Origin of the sequence: Sphingobium baderi, from assembly GCF_001456115.1 — a bacterium.
Lineage (GTDB): Bacteria > Pseudomonadota > Alphaproteobacteria > Sphingomonadales > Sphingomonadaceae > Sphingobium > Sphingobium baderi_A.
This window is the reverse complement of sequence record NZ_CP013264.1, coordinates 2,280,381-2,296,902: the sequence shown is the minus strand read 5'-3', so window position 1 is coordinate 2,296,902 and position 16,522 is coordinate 2,280,381. Positions and strand designations below refer to the sequence as shown.

Genomic DNA, 16,522 nt, shown 5'->3' with positions numbered 1-16,522 from the left:
TTTGATCCGGTTTAGCGCCTGGTCGGAGGCAGCGCTAACGCGATGTCATGCGGGCCCCAGGATGTCGTTTTCGAGGCCGGGATCGTGCCGATGGAGCCGAGCGCAGGGGCGATAGCCCGATGTCACCTAATGTTTGCAGGTTGATTATCGGGCGAGAAGGGAGCCTCACTGTCAGTTCAAGCTTGCCTCCGACAGCTTCCACGTAACTGCGAAGCGTCGAGAGGTACATGTCGGTTTGCTTTTCGAGCTGAGAGACGGACGGCTGCCTTATGTTCAGCGCCGACGCGATGTCCGCTTGAGCCTTGCCTGTAATACGACGGAGTTCGCGCAGGCCATCAACCTCCTGCTTCAACTCGTGATAACGAGCTTCAATCGCTTCCTGCTCGTCAGCCGGCAACGCTGCCACGATTTCAGTCAAGCTACGGCCCATTTCGTTTGCTTTCCTTAGCGGACTTCAGGCTTTCCAGATGCTCGGAAAACCGTAGATCCGCCTTTGCGATCAGCGTCCTGTAGAAGCGCTTCTGACTGACGCCAGATTTGTCGCCCGCTACAAGGACGATGGCCTTTCGCTTGGGATCGAAGGCGAAGGCCGCACGCCATTCGCCATCGCCGCCCTCGAACCGCAGCTCCTTCATATTGGGGTGTTTCGATCCCTTGAGCGTGTCGGCGTGAGGCCGGCCAAGCTGCGGACCGTAGTCGGCCAACAGCCTGGCGGCGGCGATCAACGCGACGCGGACGTCACGCTCAAGAGTCAGAACCTCCGCCTCGAAGGCTGGGTGGAATTCGACCTCCCATTCCATATAGGTTGGAACCTATATTCGGTCAATGGGGAGGATACGCGGGGCGGCAGGCGAAGCCGTCGTCGCGCGCCGGCAGCTCTCGGCCCACGCGTCGAGATCGTCGACCGCATAGCGCACCCATTTCCCGAACTTGTGAAAGACGGGACCGCCGCCCAGCGAACGATAGCATTCGAGGGTGTGAGCCTCGATCGCCAGGTAGCGCGCGGCGGCCTCCGTATCGACAAACCGAATCGGGCCGGCATCGTCGACGAACTTCGCGCGCCTGAGGATATCAGGCGTAGGCCACCGGCGTTGAGACTGTGACTTCTCAGCCATGGGTCGCCTCCTTCGCCTCGGCGCGCTTGGTGCCGGGAGGAACGCCGCGGTTCTCGCCGCTGCGGTGGCGATACGGGCGATAGTTTCCGACGCGTGTGCGCGAGGTATAGGCCCCATCGTCGAAGCCAAGCGGCTTGCCGTCCGGCCCGGTCGGCGCCAGCTCGATCTGAGTTGGTGGTGCGATGGTCGGCTGCTCGGGCGGCACGACAATTGGCGCTGGAGCCGGGGCAGGCTTGCCACCCACCACCGACAGGCGCCGCTGAGCCACCGCCTCGGCCGCTGCCCGTACCGGGTCATCCTCGGTATGGACGTACTTCATGAACATCGTGACGGTCTTGTGCGCCGTCAGCGCCATCCCGACCTTCACCGGGACGCCGGAATTGGCGATGTCCGTGGCCGAGCGGTGGCGAATGCCGTGGGTGCCGATATGCGGCAGCCCGGCGCGCTGCAGGATGCGACGCCAGCCCTGATAATAGGTGTGCTTCGACATCGGCAGGTTGGGGTCGAAGACCGACGGGCAGACAAACGCCGACTCTTCCAGCCGGGGCGCGGTTTCGAAGAGCCGGATCGCCTCGGCGCTCATCGGCTTGGACATGCCCCCGGTCTTGCTGTCGGGCCAGACGACGCGGTGATTGTCGAAATCGATCCACTCCCATTCGAGATTGAGGATCTCGGACATGCGCGCCGCGAATTCGAACTGGAGCCGGATCGCGAGAAGGATGAAGGGATGCTCAAGACCCTCCGCCTCAGCGCGCGCGAGGTAGGCGAAGAGCTTCTTCATCTCGCCGTCGGTGATCAGCCGGGTCTTTCCCCGTTCCGGGAACTTCGGCACGTGGCGGCATGGGTTCGACCCATCCGGGCGCATGCCCCAGACCTCGGCCATGTTGAACATCTTCCGCACGGCCGCGAGAACGCGGTTGGCGTTGGTCGGCTTCTTCGACATCTTCTTCATCAGGTTCGAGATGTCGGCGCGCGTGACGTCAGGCACCTTCAGTTGGCCGAGCACCGGGATGATGTAGCGCTTGCCGTAGCCGCGGTTCGAATGGACGGTGGACGGCTTGTTGCGGGTCTCCGAGTAGTCGGTGATGAAGCGGTCGAAGAGTTCCTTGACCGTGGGCGCCTGGCGGGCGGTCGCCCGTTCGGCGCTTGGATCGACACCGCGGCGGACTTCGGCCAGCCAGTCCTGGGCGATCCCCCGAGCCTGCTCGACGGTAATCTCACCGTAGCGGCCGATAGCGGGCTTTCGGCGCTGCCCATTGTGGGCAACATAGGCGACCATGAAAATCTTGCGGCCAGTCGGGGTGACCTTGACAAGGAACCCAGGTATCGTCGTATCGCGGAGTTCGTAATCGCGCTCCTTCGGGGTTGCGGCGTCGACAGCGGTCTTTGTGAGCTTGATTTTGGGCATTCCTAACCTCCGTTGAGGTCGGATTTCAGGTGCAGAATAGGTGCACCTAGAAAGCCAACCGTAGCGTACGTCCGGCTAGGTATGTGTGCTCTGAGAACCGAAAAAAGCTAGTGCTGACAATCGGTTATCGGGAAAACGGATACTGCCGGATACACAAAGGATAGGGCATATCCGGTCTCTCAAAATCCGGTTCCGCAAGGAGTGTCGGTTCGAGTCCGACCGCCCGCACCATTTTAGTTGGCCTCAGACGCTGGCCGGCTTGCTATCATGTCCCCGTTGGCGCGGCGCATTGCTGCAGTTTCTCAAGATGAGAATCGAAGGGTTGAAACCCGCGATCACGGGATGGCCGGTTTGCGGACATTCTTTTCCCTTCTCCCCTTGGGGAGAAGAATATGAAGCCTTGCTCGCGTAGCGAGTTAGGCACAGTTGGATGAGGGGGAAGAAGGCGAAGCTGCGCGCTATCCAGCGAGCGGCGCATACCCCATCATTCAGCTACGACTAGACAGCAAACTGCCAAGTCTCCGCCCCCCTCTTCCCCAAGGGGCGAGGGATAAATTATGTCCCCTCCCACTCATAGCCGCCGTTCCGCGCGGGAATTGCAGACTGCCTATGCCTCTTCACATCCCTGCGCCGCGAACCAGGGGATCATGCGGGCGATGGCGTCTTCGACCCGATCGGTGGATACGGCGAAGCTGAAGCGGATGTGACGCTGGCCGTCCACCGGATCGAAATCGATGCCCGGCGCGGCGGCGACTCCGGTTTCGCGCAGCAGCTTCTGGCAGAAGGACAGGCTGTCATGGGTGAGGTGGCCGACATCGGCGTAGATGTAGAAAGCCCCGTCCGGCGGCGCTATTTCGCGCAGGCCAAGGGCAGGCAGCGCTTCCAGCAGCAATTGGCGATTGCGGCGATAGGTCGCCACATGGCCTTCCAGTTCCTCCACGCAATCCATGGCAATCAGGCCGGCATGTTGCGCGAGGGACGGAGGCGTGAGGAACAGGTTCCCCATCCGCGCCCTTGCCGCGTCGATCAGATCGGGCGGCACCACGATCCAGCCCAGCCGCCATCCGGCCATGCTGAAATATTTGGAAAAGCTGTTCACGATGATGGCGCCGGGCGCATATTCCAGCATGGAATGGGCAGGCTCGCCATAAGACAGGCCGTGATAGATCTCATCCGAGACGATGCGGACGCCGCGCTGCGCGCAGACCTGCGCGATGGCGGCCAGTTCCTCCGCCGGGATGATCGTGCCGGTGGGATTGGCGGGGCTGGCGAGGATCAGGCCATCGGGCGCCGGATCGAGCTTCCGCAGGGCCGCCGCGCTGATCTGATAGCGGTCGGCGGGGCCGCAATCGACCTCCACCGCCTCCAGATAGAGGGCCTTGAGCGTATTGCGATAGGCAACATAGCCCGGCCGCGCCGTCGCCACCTTAGCCCCCGGCGCGAACAGGCAGGACAGCGCCAGCACCAACCCCGGCGATGCGCCGCAGGTGAGCAATATCCGTTCCGGGTCGACCGTCACGCCATGGCGTTCGTCATAGAGCCGCGCGATACGGTTCTTGAGCGCGGGGCTTTCCCAATAGCCCATCGGATCGCTGTCGAGGATGTCATGCGCCGCTGCGATGGCGGCGGCGGGCGCGCCGGTCGAGGGCTGGCCAAATTCCATGTGGAGGATGGAGCGCCCCTCCGCTTCCAGCCGATGAGCTTCGCGGCTGATGGCAATGGCGTGGAAGGGGTCGATGCAGGCGATCATGAGCGCCTGACTAAAGAGCGCGCCGCCGCCTCGCAACCTTGGCGTGCGATCCGCGTTTCAGGGAGGTGAGCGAAACCGTCCTTGACGCATTTCAATATTATGGCGCGGGGGCGGCGACGCTGGCGGCGCTGGTCGTGTCGCTGCATCTGGGACGACGCATCACCGGATGGGCCTTTGTGCTGTTCGTCACTTCGTCCGTCGCGCTGATCCTCTGGGGGTTTCTGGCGCAGGACAGCGAAGGTATCGGGTGGCAGAATGTGGCGCTGTTGATCATCAACATGATCGGCGTGTGGCGCTACCTTTTTTCAAAGCACAAGCCGAAGGATTGAAGCGACACAAGCGCCATTGCGCGCCGCGCCGACGCCCCCTAGATGGAAGGCCATGATCTCGCGCCGGCTGCTAACCTCCATCGCCCTTTTCCTGTCCGGCTGCGCGGGGACGCAGCAGGGCTACCCTTCGCTGGCCAAGCGGGCGGTGGAAGGCGCGCCGATGGCCGAAGTGGCGCCGCCGCCCGCCCCGGCCGCCGCCGACCCGGCATTGAAGGCACAGATCGACAAGCTGTCCGCGCAGGCGCAGGCAGGGAAAGCCGCGTTCGATCAGGCTTATGTAGCGGCAGATCGCGCCACGCAGGCGGCAAGGGGCGCAGCGGTATCGAGCGAAGGCTGGGTCGCGGCGCAGGTCGCGATCAGCACGCTGGAATCAACGCGCAACGACAGCGTGTCCGCGCTCGCCAGCCTCGACACGCTTTATGTCGCACGCAGCAACGCCATTGCCGAAGGCCAGGAGCAAGGCGGCACCGATGAGATCGACGCAGCGCGGTCGAAGGCTCTGACGATTGTCGATGGGCAGAATGACCGGCTGGACGCGCTGAAAGGGCGATTGGTTCAGCCCTGATCCCTTTAGCGCGCGGCCTTGATCGCGCCTTTGTGCGCCTTTCCATTGTGGACATAATGCTCGACGCCTTCGCGCATGCCGATCAGCGCCTCGTCCGAAAGCTCGCGCATATATTTGGCAGGGCGGCCTGCCCAAAGCTGGCGATGAGGGACCGTCTTGCCCGGCGACAACAGCGCCCCGGCGGCAAGCATCGCGTCGCTTTCCACCACGCCGCCGCTCATCACCACCGACGACAGGCCGATAAAGGCGCGGTCCAGCAACGTGCAACCATGGATCATCGCCATATGGCCGATCAGCACCTCCTCCCCGATCAGGGTCGGATAGCCCTCCGCCGGGCCATGTCCGCCTTCGTCGGGGCTGTCGCAATGGACCACGGTGCCGTCCTGAATATTCGTCCGCGCGCCGATGCGGATGCGGTTCACGTCGGCGCGGATGACGCAATTATACCAGATGGAAACATCCTCCCCGATCTCCACATCGCCGATGATGCGGCATCCCGGCGCGATGAAGGCACTGGGATGGATGACCGGCATCTTGCCGTTGAAGGGGATGATCGTCGTTCCGGGATGGTCGGTCATGGCAGGCATCCTCAATCGGGTCTGGCTATGCTGTAGGGGCGTGGGACGCGACATCAGCCATGAAGCAGGCGCGCGGCGTGGAGCGCGTGATAGGTGAGCACGCCCGAACAGCCCGCCCGCTTGAACGCCATCAGCGTTTCGAGCACCAGCGCGTCGCGGTCCCCTGCCCCGGCGGCCACGGCGGCCTCGATCATCGCATATTCGCCCGACACCTGATAGGCAAAGACGGGCACGGCGAAGGCGTCCTTCACCCGGGCGATGATGTCGAGATAGGGCAGGCCCGGCTTCACCATGACGCTGTCCGCGCCTTCCTCCAGGTCGAGGGCGACTTCGCGCAGCGCCTCCTCGCTGTTGGCGGGGTCCATCTGATAGCTTTTCTTGTCGCCCTTGAGCAGCCCGCGCGATCCCACCGCGTCGCGGAACGGGCCATAGAAGGCGCTCGCATATTTGGCGGAATAGGCCATGATCTGCACATTGGCATGGCCTTCCTCCTCCAGCGCCTCGCGGATCGCGCCGATGCGACCGTCCATCATGTCGCTGGGCGCGATGATGTCCGCGCCCGCCGCCGCCTGATTGAGCGACTGGCCGATCAGCATGTCGATGGTGGCGTCGTTCAGGACATAGCCCGCTTCGTCCAGCAGGCCGTCCTGCCCATGCGCGGTATAGGGGTCGAGCGCCACGTCGGTCAGGATGCCGATGTCGGGCACCGCGTCCTTGATGGCGCGGATGGCGCGGCACATGAGATTGTCGGGATTGAGCGCTTCGACGCCGTCGTCGCTGCGGCGTTCGGGCTGGGTGTTGGGGAACAGCGCGAGGCATGGGATGTCGGCGTCGCGAGCTTCCTTCGCGCGCTGAACCATCAGGTCGACCGACCAGCGCGACACGCCGGGGAGCGCGGCGATGGGTTCCTCCACCCCCTGCCCTTCGGTCACGAACAGCGGCCAGATGAAATCGGCGGGGCTGAGGCGGTTTTCGGCGTGCATCGCCCGGCTCCAGGCCGAAGCGCGGGGGCGGCGCAGACGCAGCGCCGGATAGGAAGCATAGGTCATGGGCGCGGTTTAGGCCCCTCCCCGCCGTGGATCAAGCGAAGGTGGGAAAGGAGGAAGCCGACGCGGTTACTCGCAAGCCTGTATATCTTCCCCTTCAAGGGAAAGCGGCAGCGCAGCGCGCTGACGGAGGGGTATCCCGCTATCGAGAGGGCATCACCCCACCACCATCGCTTCGCGGCGGTCCCCCTCCCCTTGCAGGAGGATTTTAGTGCCGTTGGCGAATCGTTCGGCCACTATCGGCCACTAAAGGCTTGGAACCGAAAGCGCCTTTCTGTATTAACAACACAATACAGTTAAGGAGTGTGCGATGCCCAAGTCCCTTTCCTTGTCCGCGCTGCTGCTGGCGGGCCTTTCCCTGATGACGACTGCCTGTTCGAAGGAGGGCGGCGGCAATGCAGCACCTGCGAGCGATCAGAGCATGCACGCGGCACAGGATTGGTCGGCGCTCAAGGACTTTACCGCAATCGACGCCGTGGGACCGGATGATGTGGTCGTGATCATTGGCGACGGCTTTGCCGTCAGGGCGGAAGGCGACCCCAACGCCATCGAAAAACTTGAGATCGCCGTCAACGATGGGCGGTTGAAGATTGGGCGCAAGTCGCAATGGACCGGCTCCAGCGACAGGGGCGCAACCGTTCGCGTCACCATGCCCGCCATCGCCGCCGTGACGCTGACCGGCTCCGGGGATTTCGACCTCGACCGGGCGGAGGGCCAGGCACTGGACCTGTCGCTGACGGGATCGGGCGACATGGAGATCGGGGCGGTGAAGCTACGCAAGCTGAAGGCCGATATTACCGGGTCCGGCTCCATCGAGATTGCAGGCACAGCGGATGAAGGCAAGCTGTCCCTCACCGGGTCGGGCGACATCGACGGCGAAAAGCTGAAACTGGGCAAGGCGGATGCCTCATTGATGGGCAGCGGCGACATGGGCTTTGCGTCCGATGGCCCGGTTGCTATCAACATCATGGGACCGGGCAATGTTACGGTGAAGGGCAAGGCGCAATGCAGGACAAGCGGCATCGGACCGGGCGAGGCGCGCTGCGCGCCCTGATCCTCATCGGCATGGCGGGATCCGGCGTTTCGGCGGAGGCGGCGAGCCGGGGCTATACCATCACCAGCTTCGACGAGATTCGGGTCGAAGCGCCGGTGAACGTGATCGTCGCCACCGGCATGGGGCCATCCGCCCGTGCCGATGGCGATCTGCACATGCTGGACCGGCTGAAAGTCGATGTTTCGGGGCGGATGCTGTCCATCACCATGGAACGGGCGCAGCCGGGCGAAAGCGGTGGTGGCCCGGTGACGCTGCGTCTGTCGACAGGCGCGCTGGAGCGGATCGTGCTGACGGGCGGCGGTTCCGTGAACGTCAACCGGATGAAGGGCCTGCGCGGCGAGATCGTGATGGGTGGCAATGGCGATGTCAGTGTGGATGCGGTCGAACTGGACCAGCTTGACCTGGGCCTTGCGGGTGGGGGCCGGGCTACGCTGAACGGCCGTGCGGGCGTCGCGAATATCCGCGTCACCGGTCCCGGCACGGTGTCGGCCGAGGGACTTGTCGCGCGGCAGGCCAGCATCGGCAATGAAGGCGCGGGCAGCGTTTCCATCACCGCAGACGTGAACGCCAGTGTGACCGCATCGGGATCGGGCGACGTCACGGTCGCGGGCAAGGCCGCGTGCAGCGTCGACAATCGCGGGATCGGCCGCATCGGTTGCGGCGGTAAATCCTTCTAGGTCGGCGCGGCGCGGAAGGCTTCGCACATATAGGCTTATCGAAGTTTTTACCGGCGCGCGGCTAAAGAGGCAGCCGATATGAAAAAGCCGGCCTTCAGCAAACGTCACCTGATCCTGCCCGTCGCCGCCTTGCTGGCGCCGCAGCCTGCCCATGCACAGGTCATCGCGGTAGCCGATAGCGGCGACACCGCCTGGATGATGCTGTGCGCCATGCTGGTGCTGCTGGCGGCGCTGCCGGGGCTGGCGCTGCGGCTGGCTGGTCTGTCTTCCGTACGGAGCGCCCTTTCGGCCGTGGCCGGAAATATGGGCGTCGCGGCGAGCGTGTCGCTGGTCTGGGCTATTGCCGCATACAGCCTGATCTATGCGCCGGGCGATGCGTGGCTGGGCGGAAGCGGCAATCTTTTGCTCTCCAATCTGGCCGCTTTGCGCGATAGCATGACGGTGCCGGAATCGGCCTTTGTCCTGTTTCAGATGAGCCTGGCCATCCTGGCGGCCTGTGTCGTTGGCGGCGCGGTGGTCGACCGGGCGCGAACTGGATGGATGATCCTGTTCGCGCCGCTCTGGCTGTTGCTCGTCTATGTGCCCACCGCCCATTGGATATGGGGCGGCGGCTGGCTGGCGGGACTGGGCGTCATGGATTTCGCAGGCGGGCTGACGGTGCATCTGTGCGCGGGCTTTTCCGCAATTTCATTGAGCCTGATCGCGGGACGGCGAGCCTCTGGCACCGCAAGCGGACATGCCCCCGCGCTGAGCATGGCGGGCGGCGCGCTGATCTGGCTGGGATCGGCGGGGAGCGTCGGCGGATGGGCGCTGGGCGCGACGGACGATGCGGCGACGGCCATCCTCAACGGCCATTTCGCGGCCTGCGCGGCCGCGCTGGGCTGGATGGTGCTGGACAAGGCGCTCGGCCGGCGAGGCACGGCGACGGGCGCGATTTCAGGCGCGCTGGCGGGTTTGGCGGCCATCGCTGCAAGCGCGGCGCTGGTGAGCACCGGCGGCGCGATGCTGATCGGCCTTGCAGCGGCGGTGATCTGCCGTGGTGTCAGCGGCCTTATGGGAAAGTCGGTGGACGATCCGGCGCATATTTTCGCGCTGCATGGGATAGGCGGGCTTGCGGGCGTCCTGCTGCTGCCGGTCTTTGTCCTGCCTGTGCTGGGCGGCGTCGGCTTTGAAGGCGCGGTCGACCTGAGCGGCGCGATGCTGAGCCAGGTCATCGGCGTGATCGTGGTCGCCCTGTGGTCCATGGCGGGGACGGCAATCGCGGCGCTCCTGATTTCCGTGGTTCTGCCCTTGCGGGTCAGCCCGAAGGAGGAGGAAAACGGGCTGGATACGGCGCTGCATGGCGAACAGGCCTGGGATTTCCGCTGAGGCATGACGGTCGCGGTCGGCATTTTCGCGCATCAGGAGGAACGGCGCATCGGCCTGTGCCTCGGCTCGCTGCCTCTGGATCGGCCGGACACGCGCTTTCACATATTGGTGAACGGCACCACCGACGCGACGGTGGAACGCGCGCAAGGATTCGCCGCGGGGCGGGCGCATGTCATCGTCCATGACATCGCGCAGGGCGGCAAGTCGCGGACATGGAATCATTTCGTGCATGAGCTGCTGAGCGGGGAAGAGGATGCCGTCATCTTCATGGATGGCGACGCGGAAATCACGTCAGGCTCCATTGATGCGCTGGTCGCGGACCTTGCGGCTCATCCGCAAGCCAATGCCGCCGCCGGTATGCCGGTCAACGGGCGGCAGGCCCAGATTTACCGGCGCAATCTGAAGGTGGAAGGCGGTCTGTTCGGCGACCTTTATGCCCTGCCCCGGCGATTTCTCGCCGCGATCCGGGAGCGGGGGCTGCGCCTGCCCGACGATCTGATCGGAGACGATGGAATGGTCGCCGCATGGGCGCACACCGATCTGGAGCGGGACGCGAACTGGGCGCCCGAACGGATCGTCGCCTGCGAAGGCGCGGGCTTTCGCTGCGAGCCGGTCAGCGTGTTCAGTCCGGCAAGCTGGCACATGCAATATCGGCGGATGCACAATTATTCGCTGCGCTATTTCCAGAATCGCATCCTGTCCGACATCATGGGACGGGAAGGCCCGGCGGGGCTGCCGCGCCGAATGGCAGAGCTGTACGGCGAATGGCTGCCGCGTTTCAGGCCCAGGGGCGGGATAACCGGCTGGTTCGATCGCAAGGCGCTCGCCCGGATGCGGGCGCAATCCTAACGGTCGCGGCCCGCCAGTTCCTTGTTGATGAACAGAGCGAGGCCAGTGACGACAGCGCCGGAGAACAGATAGGCGCCCGACGCCGCCAGCCCGAAGGTGGCGGACAAGGCGAGCGCGACGAGCGGCGCGAACCCCGCGCCCACCAGCCATGCAAGGTCAGACGTCAGTGCCGAGCCGGTGTAACGGGTGGCGCTGGAAAAGTTGGATGCGACGACCCCGGACGACTGGCCGAAGCTGAGGCCCAGAAGGATGAAGCCCAGCACCATGAAGGCGACTTCGGGCAGGTCGCCGCCGCTCAGCAGCAACGGCGCGGCGATGGAAAAAATGCCGATGCCAAGCGCCGAATAAGCCAGCAGGGAGCGGCGGCCGACCTGATCCGCGACGAAACCGGACACGATAATCGCAAGGATGCCGACGCAGGCGCCGATCATCTCGATACCCAGAAAGCGTTCGAGCGGCTGTTCCGTGTAAAGCGCGATCCATGAGAGTGGGAACACCGTCACCATGTGGAACAGCGCGAAGCTCGCCAGCGGAGCGAAGGCGCCGATGACGATGTTGCGCCCATCGCTGCGGATGGTTTCCAGCACGGGCGAGGGTTGAAGCTCCTTCGATTCGAACAGGCGCTCAAACTCATGGGTGACGACGATGCGGAGGCGGGCGAACAGAGCCACCACGTTGATCGCGAAGGCCACGAAGAAAGGATAACGCCAGCCCCAGTCGAGGAAATCCGCGCGCGACAGGGTAGACAGGAAGAAGGCGAACAGGCCGCTCGCCACCAGTAGCGCGAGCGGCGCGCCAAGCTGCGGCATCATGGCGTACCAGCCGCGCTTGTTCTTCGGCGCATTGAGCGACAGCAGCGAGGCTAGGCCGTCCCAGGTGCCGCCCAGCGCCACCCCCTGCCCGCAGCGGAACAGCGCCAGCAGCGCCGCCGACCAGTGGCCGATGGTGTCATATCCCGGCAGGAAGGCGATGGCGGCCGTCGATCCGCCCAGCAGGAAAAGAGCGATAGTGAGCTTCACGCCCCGGCCATATTGGCGGTCCACCCACATGAAGATGACCGAGCCGATGGGCCGCGTGATGAAGGCGAGCGCGAAGATGGCGAACGACCAGAGCGTCCCCGCGAGAGGGCTGAGATAGGGGAATATGTGCGCGGGAAAGACGATGCACGATGCGATGGCATAGACGAAGAAGTCGAAAAATTCCGAGGTGCGGCCGATCACGACGCCGATCGCGATTTCGCCGGGCGCGACGCGCTTGTGCCGTGCGGTTACGCTGCGCGCATCGCGTTCCATTGCGGTCGAACTGGGCGTGGTCGTCACGGAGGTCATGGTGTCTCGCTGGCCTTCAGTCTGCGGGAACGATCCATGCCGCATTTCGTTGCAACAAGTCGAATCGTACCGGTGGTCGAACAGGCCATGCCCTATTTTGCACCTGCGAGGGGATAGGACAAAAGGTCCAATGTCGATCCGTAAACACCCAGCCTATGCGGACAGCATGACCGTTCGCCGCCTCCTTGATCGTTCCGCATTTTTGCGTCGCCTCAGCCCTGCCCTGCTGCTGCCGCTGGGTGGCTGCGACTGGATTTTGATGAATCCTGCGGGCGATGTCGCATTGCAGCAGCGTAACCTGATCCTGATCTCCACCGCCCTGATGCTGCTCATCATCCTGCCGGTCATGGCGATGACCGTGTGGTTCGCGTGGCGCTATCGGGAAAAGGCGCAGGCCAAGGACCATGATCCCGACTGGGATCATTCCACGACGCTGGAACTGCTGATCTGGTCCGCGCCGCTGCTCATCATCATCGCGCTGGGCGCGATCACCTGGACCAGCACGCATCTGCTGGACCCATACCGCCCCATCGAGCGCATCGACCATGAGCGCAAGGTCGACCCGGCCGCCAAACGCCTGCAGGTCGAAGTGGTGGCGATGGACTGGAAATGGCTGTTCATCTACCCGGAACTGGGCATCGCGACGGTGAATGAGATGGCCGCGCCGGTCGACCAGCCGATCGAGTTCAAGATCACATCGTCCAGCATCATGAACAGCTTTTTCGTGCCCGCGCTGGCCGGACAGATCTATGCCATGCCGGGGATGCAGACGGTGCTGCATGCCGTCGCCAACAAGCCGGGAAATTTCGAAGGCTTTTCCGCCAATTATTCGGGCGCGGGCTTCTCCAACATGCGTTTCCGCTTTCACGCAATGGACAAGGCGGGCTTCGATCAGTGGGTCGCCAAGGTGAAGGCCAGCGGCGCCAGCCTTGACCGCGCCGCCTATGTGAAGCTGGAGCAGCCGAGCGAGAAGGTGCCGCCGATCTATTTCGGCAGCGTCGAGCCGCACCTGTTCCACGCCGCGCTCAACATGTGCGTGCAACCGGGCAAGAAATGCATGGACGCGGTGATGATGACCGACGCCAGGGGCGGCGCGGGCAAGGAATCGGCCCGCGACACCGAAGGGCTGCGTCATGACGGCACCATCGATGTCGGCGGCTTCCATCCGGTCGAGCCGGGACGGGCGGGCGAGATCGCCCAGCCCGCGGGCATGACGCCCGCCGCTGAAAAGACTCCGGCAGAGCAGGGTCATCAGGCGCCGCATCAGCAGGATCAGGATGGGCATGAGGGGCATCATGGCATGTGATCCCCCACCCCGCGCCCCGAGCGCCCGCCGTCCCTTCCCCCTTTCCTTTCGCCTGAAGGCTTGACCATGTCCCCTCATCCCGCCTCGGAAAATAGCGGCATCTGGAAACTGATCTTCGGACGGCTCGACTGGAGCGCGATTCCGATCCATGAGCCGATCCTGATCGGCACCTTCATCGCGGTCGCCATCGGCGGCGTCGCGGTGCTGGGCCTCGTCACCAAATATCGGCTGTGGGGCATGTTGTGGCGCGACTGGTTCACGACGGTCGATCATAAGCGCATCGGGATCATGTACATGATCCTGGGCCTCATCATGTTCGTGCGCGGCTTTGCCGATGCGGTCATGATGCGGTTGCAGCAGGCGATGGCCTTCAACGGATCGGAAGGCTATCTGAACGCCCATCACTACGACCAGATATTCACGGCGCATGGCGTCATCATGATCTTCTTCGTCGCGATGCCGATGATAACCGGGATCATGAACTATATGGTGCCGTTGCAGATCGGCGCGCGGGACGTGTCCTTCCCCTTCCTCAACAATTTCAGCTTCTGGATGACCACGGCGGGCGCCATCATCGTCATGATGTCGCTGTTCGTGGGCGAGTTCGCCCGGACGGGCTGGCTGGCCTATCCGCCGCTGTCCGGGATCGCCTACAGCCCCGGCGTCGGCGTCGATTATTATATATGGGGGCTACAGATAGCGGGCATCGGGACGCTGCTGTCCGGCGTCAACCTGATCGCGACCATCGTGAAGATGCGCGCGCCGGGCATGTCGATGATGAAGCTGCCGATTTTCGTGTGGACATCGCTCTGCGCCAACGTGCTGATCGTCGCGGCCTTCCCCGTGCTGACCGCCGTTCTGGCGCTGCTCAGCCTCGACCGCTATGTCGGGACGGCGTTCTTCACGAACGACATGGGCGGCAATCCGATGATGTATGTGAACCTCATCTGGATATGGGGCCACCCGGAAGTCTATATCCTCATCCTGCCGCTGTTCGGCGTGTTTTCCGAAGTCACCTCGACCTTCTCGAGCAAGCGGCTCTTCGGCTATTCGTCGATGGTCTATGCGACGGTCGTGATCGCGATCCTGTCCTACCTCGTGTGGCTGCACCACTTCTTCACCATGGGGTCGGGCGCGAGCGTCAACAGCTTCTTCGGCATCACGACGATGGTGATTTCGATCCCGACGGGCGCGAAGCTCTTCAACTGGCTGTTCACCATGTATCGCGGGCGCATCCGCTTCGAACTGCCGATGATGTGGACGGTCGCCTTCATGCTGACCTTCGTGGTCGGAGGCATGACCGGCGTGCTGCTGGCAGTGCCGCCCGCCGACTTCGTGCTGCACAACTCGCTGTTCCTGATCGCGCACTTCCACAACGTCATCATCGGCGGCGTGCTGTTCGGCCTGTTCGCGGCGATCAACTATTGGTGGCCCAAGGCATTCGGGTTCAAGCTGGACCGCAAATGGGGCGTCTACAGCTTCTGGCTGTGGGTCGTGGGCTTCTGGTTCGCGTTCATGCCGCTCTACATATTGGGCCTGATGGGCGTAACGCGCCGGATGCGGGTTTTCGACGATCCGAGCCTTCAGATATGGTTCGAGATCGCGGCGCTGGGCGCGGTCATGATCGCCGCCGGCATCGCCTGCATGTTCATCCAGTTCGGGGTCAGCATCAAGAACCGCGACAAGCTGCGCGACACCACCGGCGACCCGTGGAACGGCCGCACGCTGGAATGGGCGACCAGTTCGCCCCCGCCCGACTATAACTTCGCCTTCACGCCGGTCATCCATGACGGCGACGCATGGGCGGACATGAAGAAGCGCGGATATCAGCGCCCCACCAGCGGGTTCGAGCCGATCCATATGCCGAGCAACACCGGCACGGGGGTCATCATCGCGGGGCTTTCCATCGCCTTTTCGGTCGGCATGATCTGGTACATGTGGTGGCTTGCGGGATTGAGCTTCGTCGGCATCCTGGCCGTCGCGATCGGCCATACCTTCAACTATAAGCGCGACTTCCATATCCCCAGGGACGTGGTCGAGCGCACCGAGGGCGAGCGCACCCGTCAGCTCGCGATGCAGGGCTAATATCATGGCAAGCGCACCCACCGTAGACCCCGCCTTCCTCGACAAGGACGGCAAGCCGCTCTTCCACCTGGAGCATGAACCGCATCATCCGGAAGGGTCCAGCACCATGCTGGGCTTCTGGATGTATCTGATGAGCGATTGCCTCATCTTCGCCTGCCTGTTCGCGACCTATGCCGTGCTGGGCGGCAATTATGCGGCGGGACCGGGGCCGAAAGACCTGTTCGACCTGTCGCTGGTGGCTTTGAACACGGCGATGCTGCTGTTCTCTTCCATCACCTATGGTTTTGCCATGCTGGCGGTGGAAAAGAACCGGATCGGCGCGACGCAGGGATGGCTGGCGATCACAGGGCTGTTCGGCCTCGCCTTTCTCGGCATCGAACTTTATGAGTTCGCGCATCTGATCCATGAGGGCGCGACGCCTATGCGGTCGGGCTTCCTGTCCGCCTTCTTCGCGCTGGTCGGCACGCACGGGCTGCACGTCACCTTCGGCATCATCTGGCTGGTGACGCTGATGGTGCAGGTCGCCAAAAAGGGCCTGATCCCCGCCAATCAGCGTCGGTTGATGTGCCTTTCGATGTTCTGGCACTTTCTGGACGTCATCTGGATCGGCGTCTTCACCTTCGTTTACCTGATGGGGATGCTGCGATGAGCGCGCACGAACAGAGCAATCACGGTCATCATGACGATGGCCATGCCCATGGCACTTTCGGCAGCTATATGATCGGTTTCGGCCTGTCGGTGATCCTGACGGCCATCCCTTTCTGGCTGGTGATGACGGGTTATTTCGCCAATCCGCAGACGACCGCTATCGTCATCATGGCCTTTGCCGTGGTGCAGATCGTGGTGCACATGATCTACTTCCTGCACATGAACACCCGGTCGGAAGGCGGATGGACGATGATGGCGCTGATCTTCACGCTCGTGCTGGTCGTCATCACGCTGGCCGGGTCGATGTGGGTCATGTATCACCTCAATCATAATATGATGCCCCAGATGCAGGGTATGAGCGCGCATGACATGAGCCAGATGCCGTGACGGCAAAGCGGCGGTCGGCGGGGTTCCTG

The 16,522-nt window shown here is 63.5% G+C and carries 18 protein-coding genes; 10 read left to right on the top strand and 8 right to left on the bottom strand.

Features of this window, described 5'->3' with window-relative positions:
- Window positions 1–34: 34 nt before the first annotated feature.
- The 5 genes from ATN00_RS11345 to ATN00_RS11325 all read right to left on the bottom strand — a co-directional run bounded on the left by ATN00_RS11345 (window position 35) and on the right by ATN00_RS11325 (window position 4,273).
- Window positions 35–418 (bottom strand): XRE family transcriptional regulator, encoded by a 384-nt coding sequence (locus tag ATN00_RS11345; RefSeq protein ID WP_231746265.1) that lies wholly within the window; start codon window positions 416–418, stop codon window positions 35–37.
- Window position 419: 1 nt separating this feature from the next.
- Window positions 420–800, bottom strand: a complete 381-nt coding sequence (locus ATN00_RS11340; protein ID WP_003167771.1) for a type II toxin-antitoxin system RelE/ParE family toxin — start codon at window positions 798–800, stop codon at window positions 420–422.
- Between the two features lie 12 nt (window positions 801–812).
- Window positions 813–1,115, bottom strand: a complete 303-nt coding sequence (locus tag ATN00_RS11335; protein WP_003167772.1) for a helix-turn-helix domain-containing protein — start codon at window positions 1,113–1,115, stop codon at window positions 813–815.
- Window positions 1,108–2,523: a tyrosine-type recombinase/integrase gene (locus ATN00_RS11330; RefSeq protein WP_003167773.1), complete on the bottom strand. Its 1,416-nt coding sequence runs from the start codon at window positions 2,521–2,523 to the stop codon at window positions 1,108–1,110. The genes ATN00_RS11335 and ATN00_RS11330 overlap by 8 nt, the downstream gene beginning before the upstream one ends.
- Window positions 2,524–3,130: 607 nt before the next feature.
- The gene (locus ATN00_RS11325; RefSeq protein ID WP_062064750.1) at window positions 3,131–4,273 is read right to left on the bottom strand and encodes a pyridoxal phosphate-dependent aminotransferase; all 1,143 of its coding nucleotides are present in this window, start codon (window positions 4,271–4,273) and stop codon (window positions 3,131–3,133) included.
- A gap of 65 nt (window positions 4,274–4,338) precedes the next feature.
- On the opposite strand from ATN00_RS11325, the gene ATN00_RS11320 reads away from it, so the two are divergent.
- A complete protein-coding gene (locus tag ATN00_RS11320) occupies window positions 4,339–4,602 on the top strand; it encodes a hypothetical protein (RefSeq protein WP_062068708.1) in 264 nt (87 codons plus the stop codon).
- Window positions 4,603–4,654: 52 nt separating this feature from the next.
- Window positions 4,655–5,167 (top strand): hypothetical protein, encoded by a 513-nt coding sequence (locus ATN00_RS11315; protein ID WP_062064748.1) that lies wholly within the window; start codon window positions 4,655–4,657, stop codon window positions 5,165–5,167.
- Between the two features lie 5 nt (window positions 5,168–5,172).
- Here ATN00_RS11315 and ATN00_RS11310 read toward each other — a convergent pair whose 3' ends face one another.
- Together ATN00_RS11310 and hemB are read right to left on the bottom strand one after the other, a co-directional pair.
- Window positions 5,173–5,745 (bottom strand): gamma carbonic anhydrase family protein, encoded by a 573-nt coding sequence (locus ATN00_RS11310; RefSeq protein ID WP_062064746.1) that lies wholly within the window; start codon window positions 5,743–5,745, stop codon window positions 5,173–5,175.
- Between the two features lie 53 nt (window positions 5,746–5,798).
- Window positions 5,799–6,794 carry a porphobilinogen synthase gene (hemB, locus tag ATN00_RS11305; RefSeq protein ID WP_062064744.1) on the bottom strand — a complete coding sequence of 332 codons (996 nt, stop codon included), beginning with the start codon at window positions 6,792–6,794 and terminating at the stop codon, window positions 5,799–5,801.
- Window positions 6,795–7,101: 307 nt separating this feature from the next.
- Between hemB and ATN00_RS11300 the strand changes: the two genes are divergently transcribed.
- The 4 genes from ATN00_RS11300 to ATN00_RS11285 all read left to right on the top strand — a co-directional run bounded on the left by ATN00_RS11300 (window position 7,102) and on the right by ATN00_RS11285 (window position 10,739).
- Window positions 7,102–7,845 carry a head GIN domain-containing protein gene (locus tag ATN00_RS11300; protein ID WP_062064742.1) on the top strand — a complete coding sequence of 248 codons (744 nt, stop codon included), beginning with the start codon at window positions 7,102–7,104 and terminating at the stop codon, window positions 7,843–7,845.
- Window positions 7,797–8,522, top strand: a complete 726-nt coding sequence (locus tag ATN00_RS11295) for a head GIN domain-containing protein (protein WP_062064740.1) — start codon at window positions 7,797–7,799, stop codon at window positions 8,520–8,522. The genes ATN00_RS11300 and ATN00_RS11295 overlap by 49 nt, the downstream gene beginning before the upstream one ends.
- A 78-nt stretch (window positions 8,523–8,600) precedes the next feature.
- A complete protein-coding gene (locus ATN00_RS11290; RefSeq protein ID WP_062064738.1) occupies window positions 8,601–9,890 on the top strand; it encodes an ammonium transporter in 1,290 nt (429 codons plus the stop codon).
- Window positions 9,891–9,893: 3 nt separating this feature from the next.
- Window positions 9,894–10,739, top strand: coding sequence for a glycosyltransferase family 2 protein (locus tag ATN00_RS11285; RefSeq protein ID WP_062064736.1), 846 nt, complete (start codon window positions 9,894–9,896; stop codon window positions 10,737–10,739).
- Here the strand turns inward: ATN00_RS11285 and ATN00_RS11280 are convergent.
- Window positions 10,736–12,067 (bottom strand): MFS transporter, encoded by a 1,332-nt coding sequence (locus tag ATN00_RS11280; protein WP_062064734.1) that lies wholly within the window; start codon window positions 12,065–12,067, stop codon window positions 10,736–10,738. The genes ATN00_RS11285 and ATN00_RS11280 overlap by 4 nt on opposite strands.
- A gap of 166 nt (window positions 12,068–12,233) precedes the next feature.
- On the opposite strand from ATN00_RS11280, the gene cyoA reads away from it, so the two are divergent.
- The 4 genes from cyoA (at window position 12,234) to cyoD (ending at window position 16,493) form a co-directional block, all read left to right on the top strand.
- On the top strand, window positions 12,234–13,373 hold the full coding sequence (gene cyoA / locus ATN00_RS11275) for a ubiquinol oxidase subunit II (protein ID WP_062068707.1): 1,140 nt from the start codon (window positions 12,234–12,236) through the stop codon (window positions 13,371–13,373).
- Between the two features lie 66 nt (window positions 13,374–13,439).
- Window positions 13,440–15,458, top strand: coding sequence for a cytochrome o ubiquinol oxidase subunit I (cyoB, locus tag ATN00_RS11270; RefSeq protein WP_062064732.1), 2,019 nt, complete (start codon window positions 13,440–13,442; stop codon window positions 15,456–15,458).
- 4 nt (window positions 15,459–15,462) lie between these two features.
- The gene (gene cyoC, locus ATN00_RS11265) at window positions 15,463–16,107 is read left to right on the top strand and encodes a cytochrome o ubiquinol oxidase subunit III (protein ID WP_062064730.1); all 645 of its coding nucleotides are present in this window, start codon (window positions 15,463–15,465) and stop codon (window positions 16,105–16,107) included.
- Window positions 16,104–16,493, top strand: a complete 390-nt coding sequence (gene cyoD / locus ATN00_RS11260) for a cytochrome o ubiquinol oxidase subunit IV (RefSeq protein ID WP_062064728.1) — start codon at window positions 16,104–16,106, stop codon at window positions 16,491–16,493. The genes cyoC and cyoD overlap by 4 nt, the downstream gene beginning before the upstream one ends.
- The last annotated feature ends 29 nt before the right edge of the window (window positions 16,494–16,522 follow it).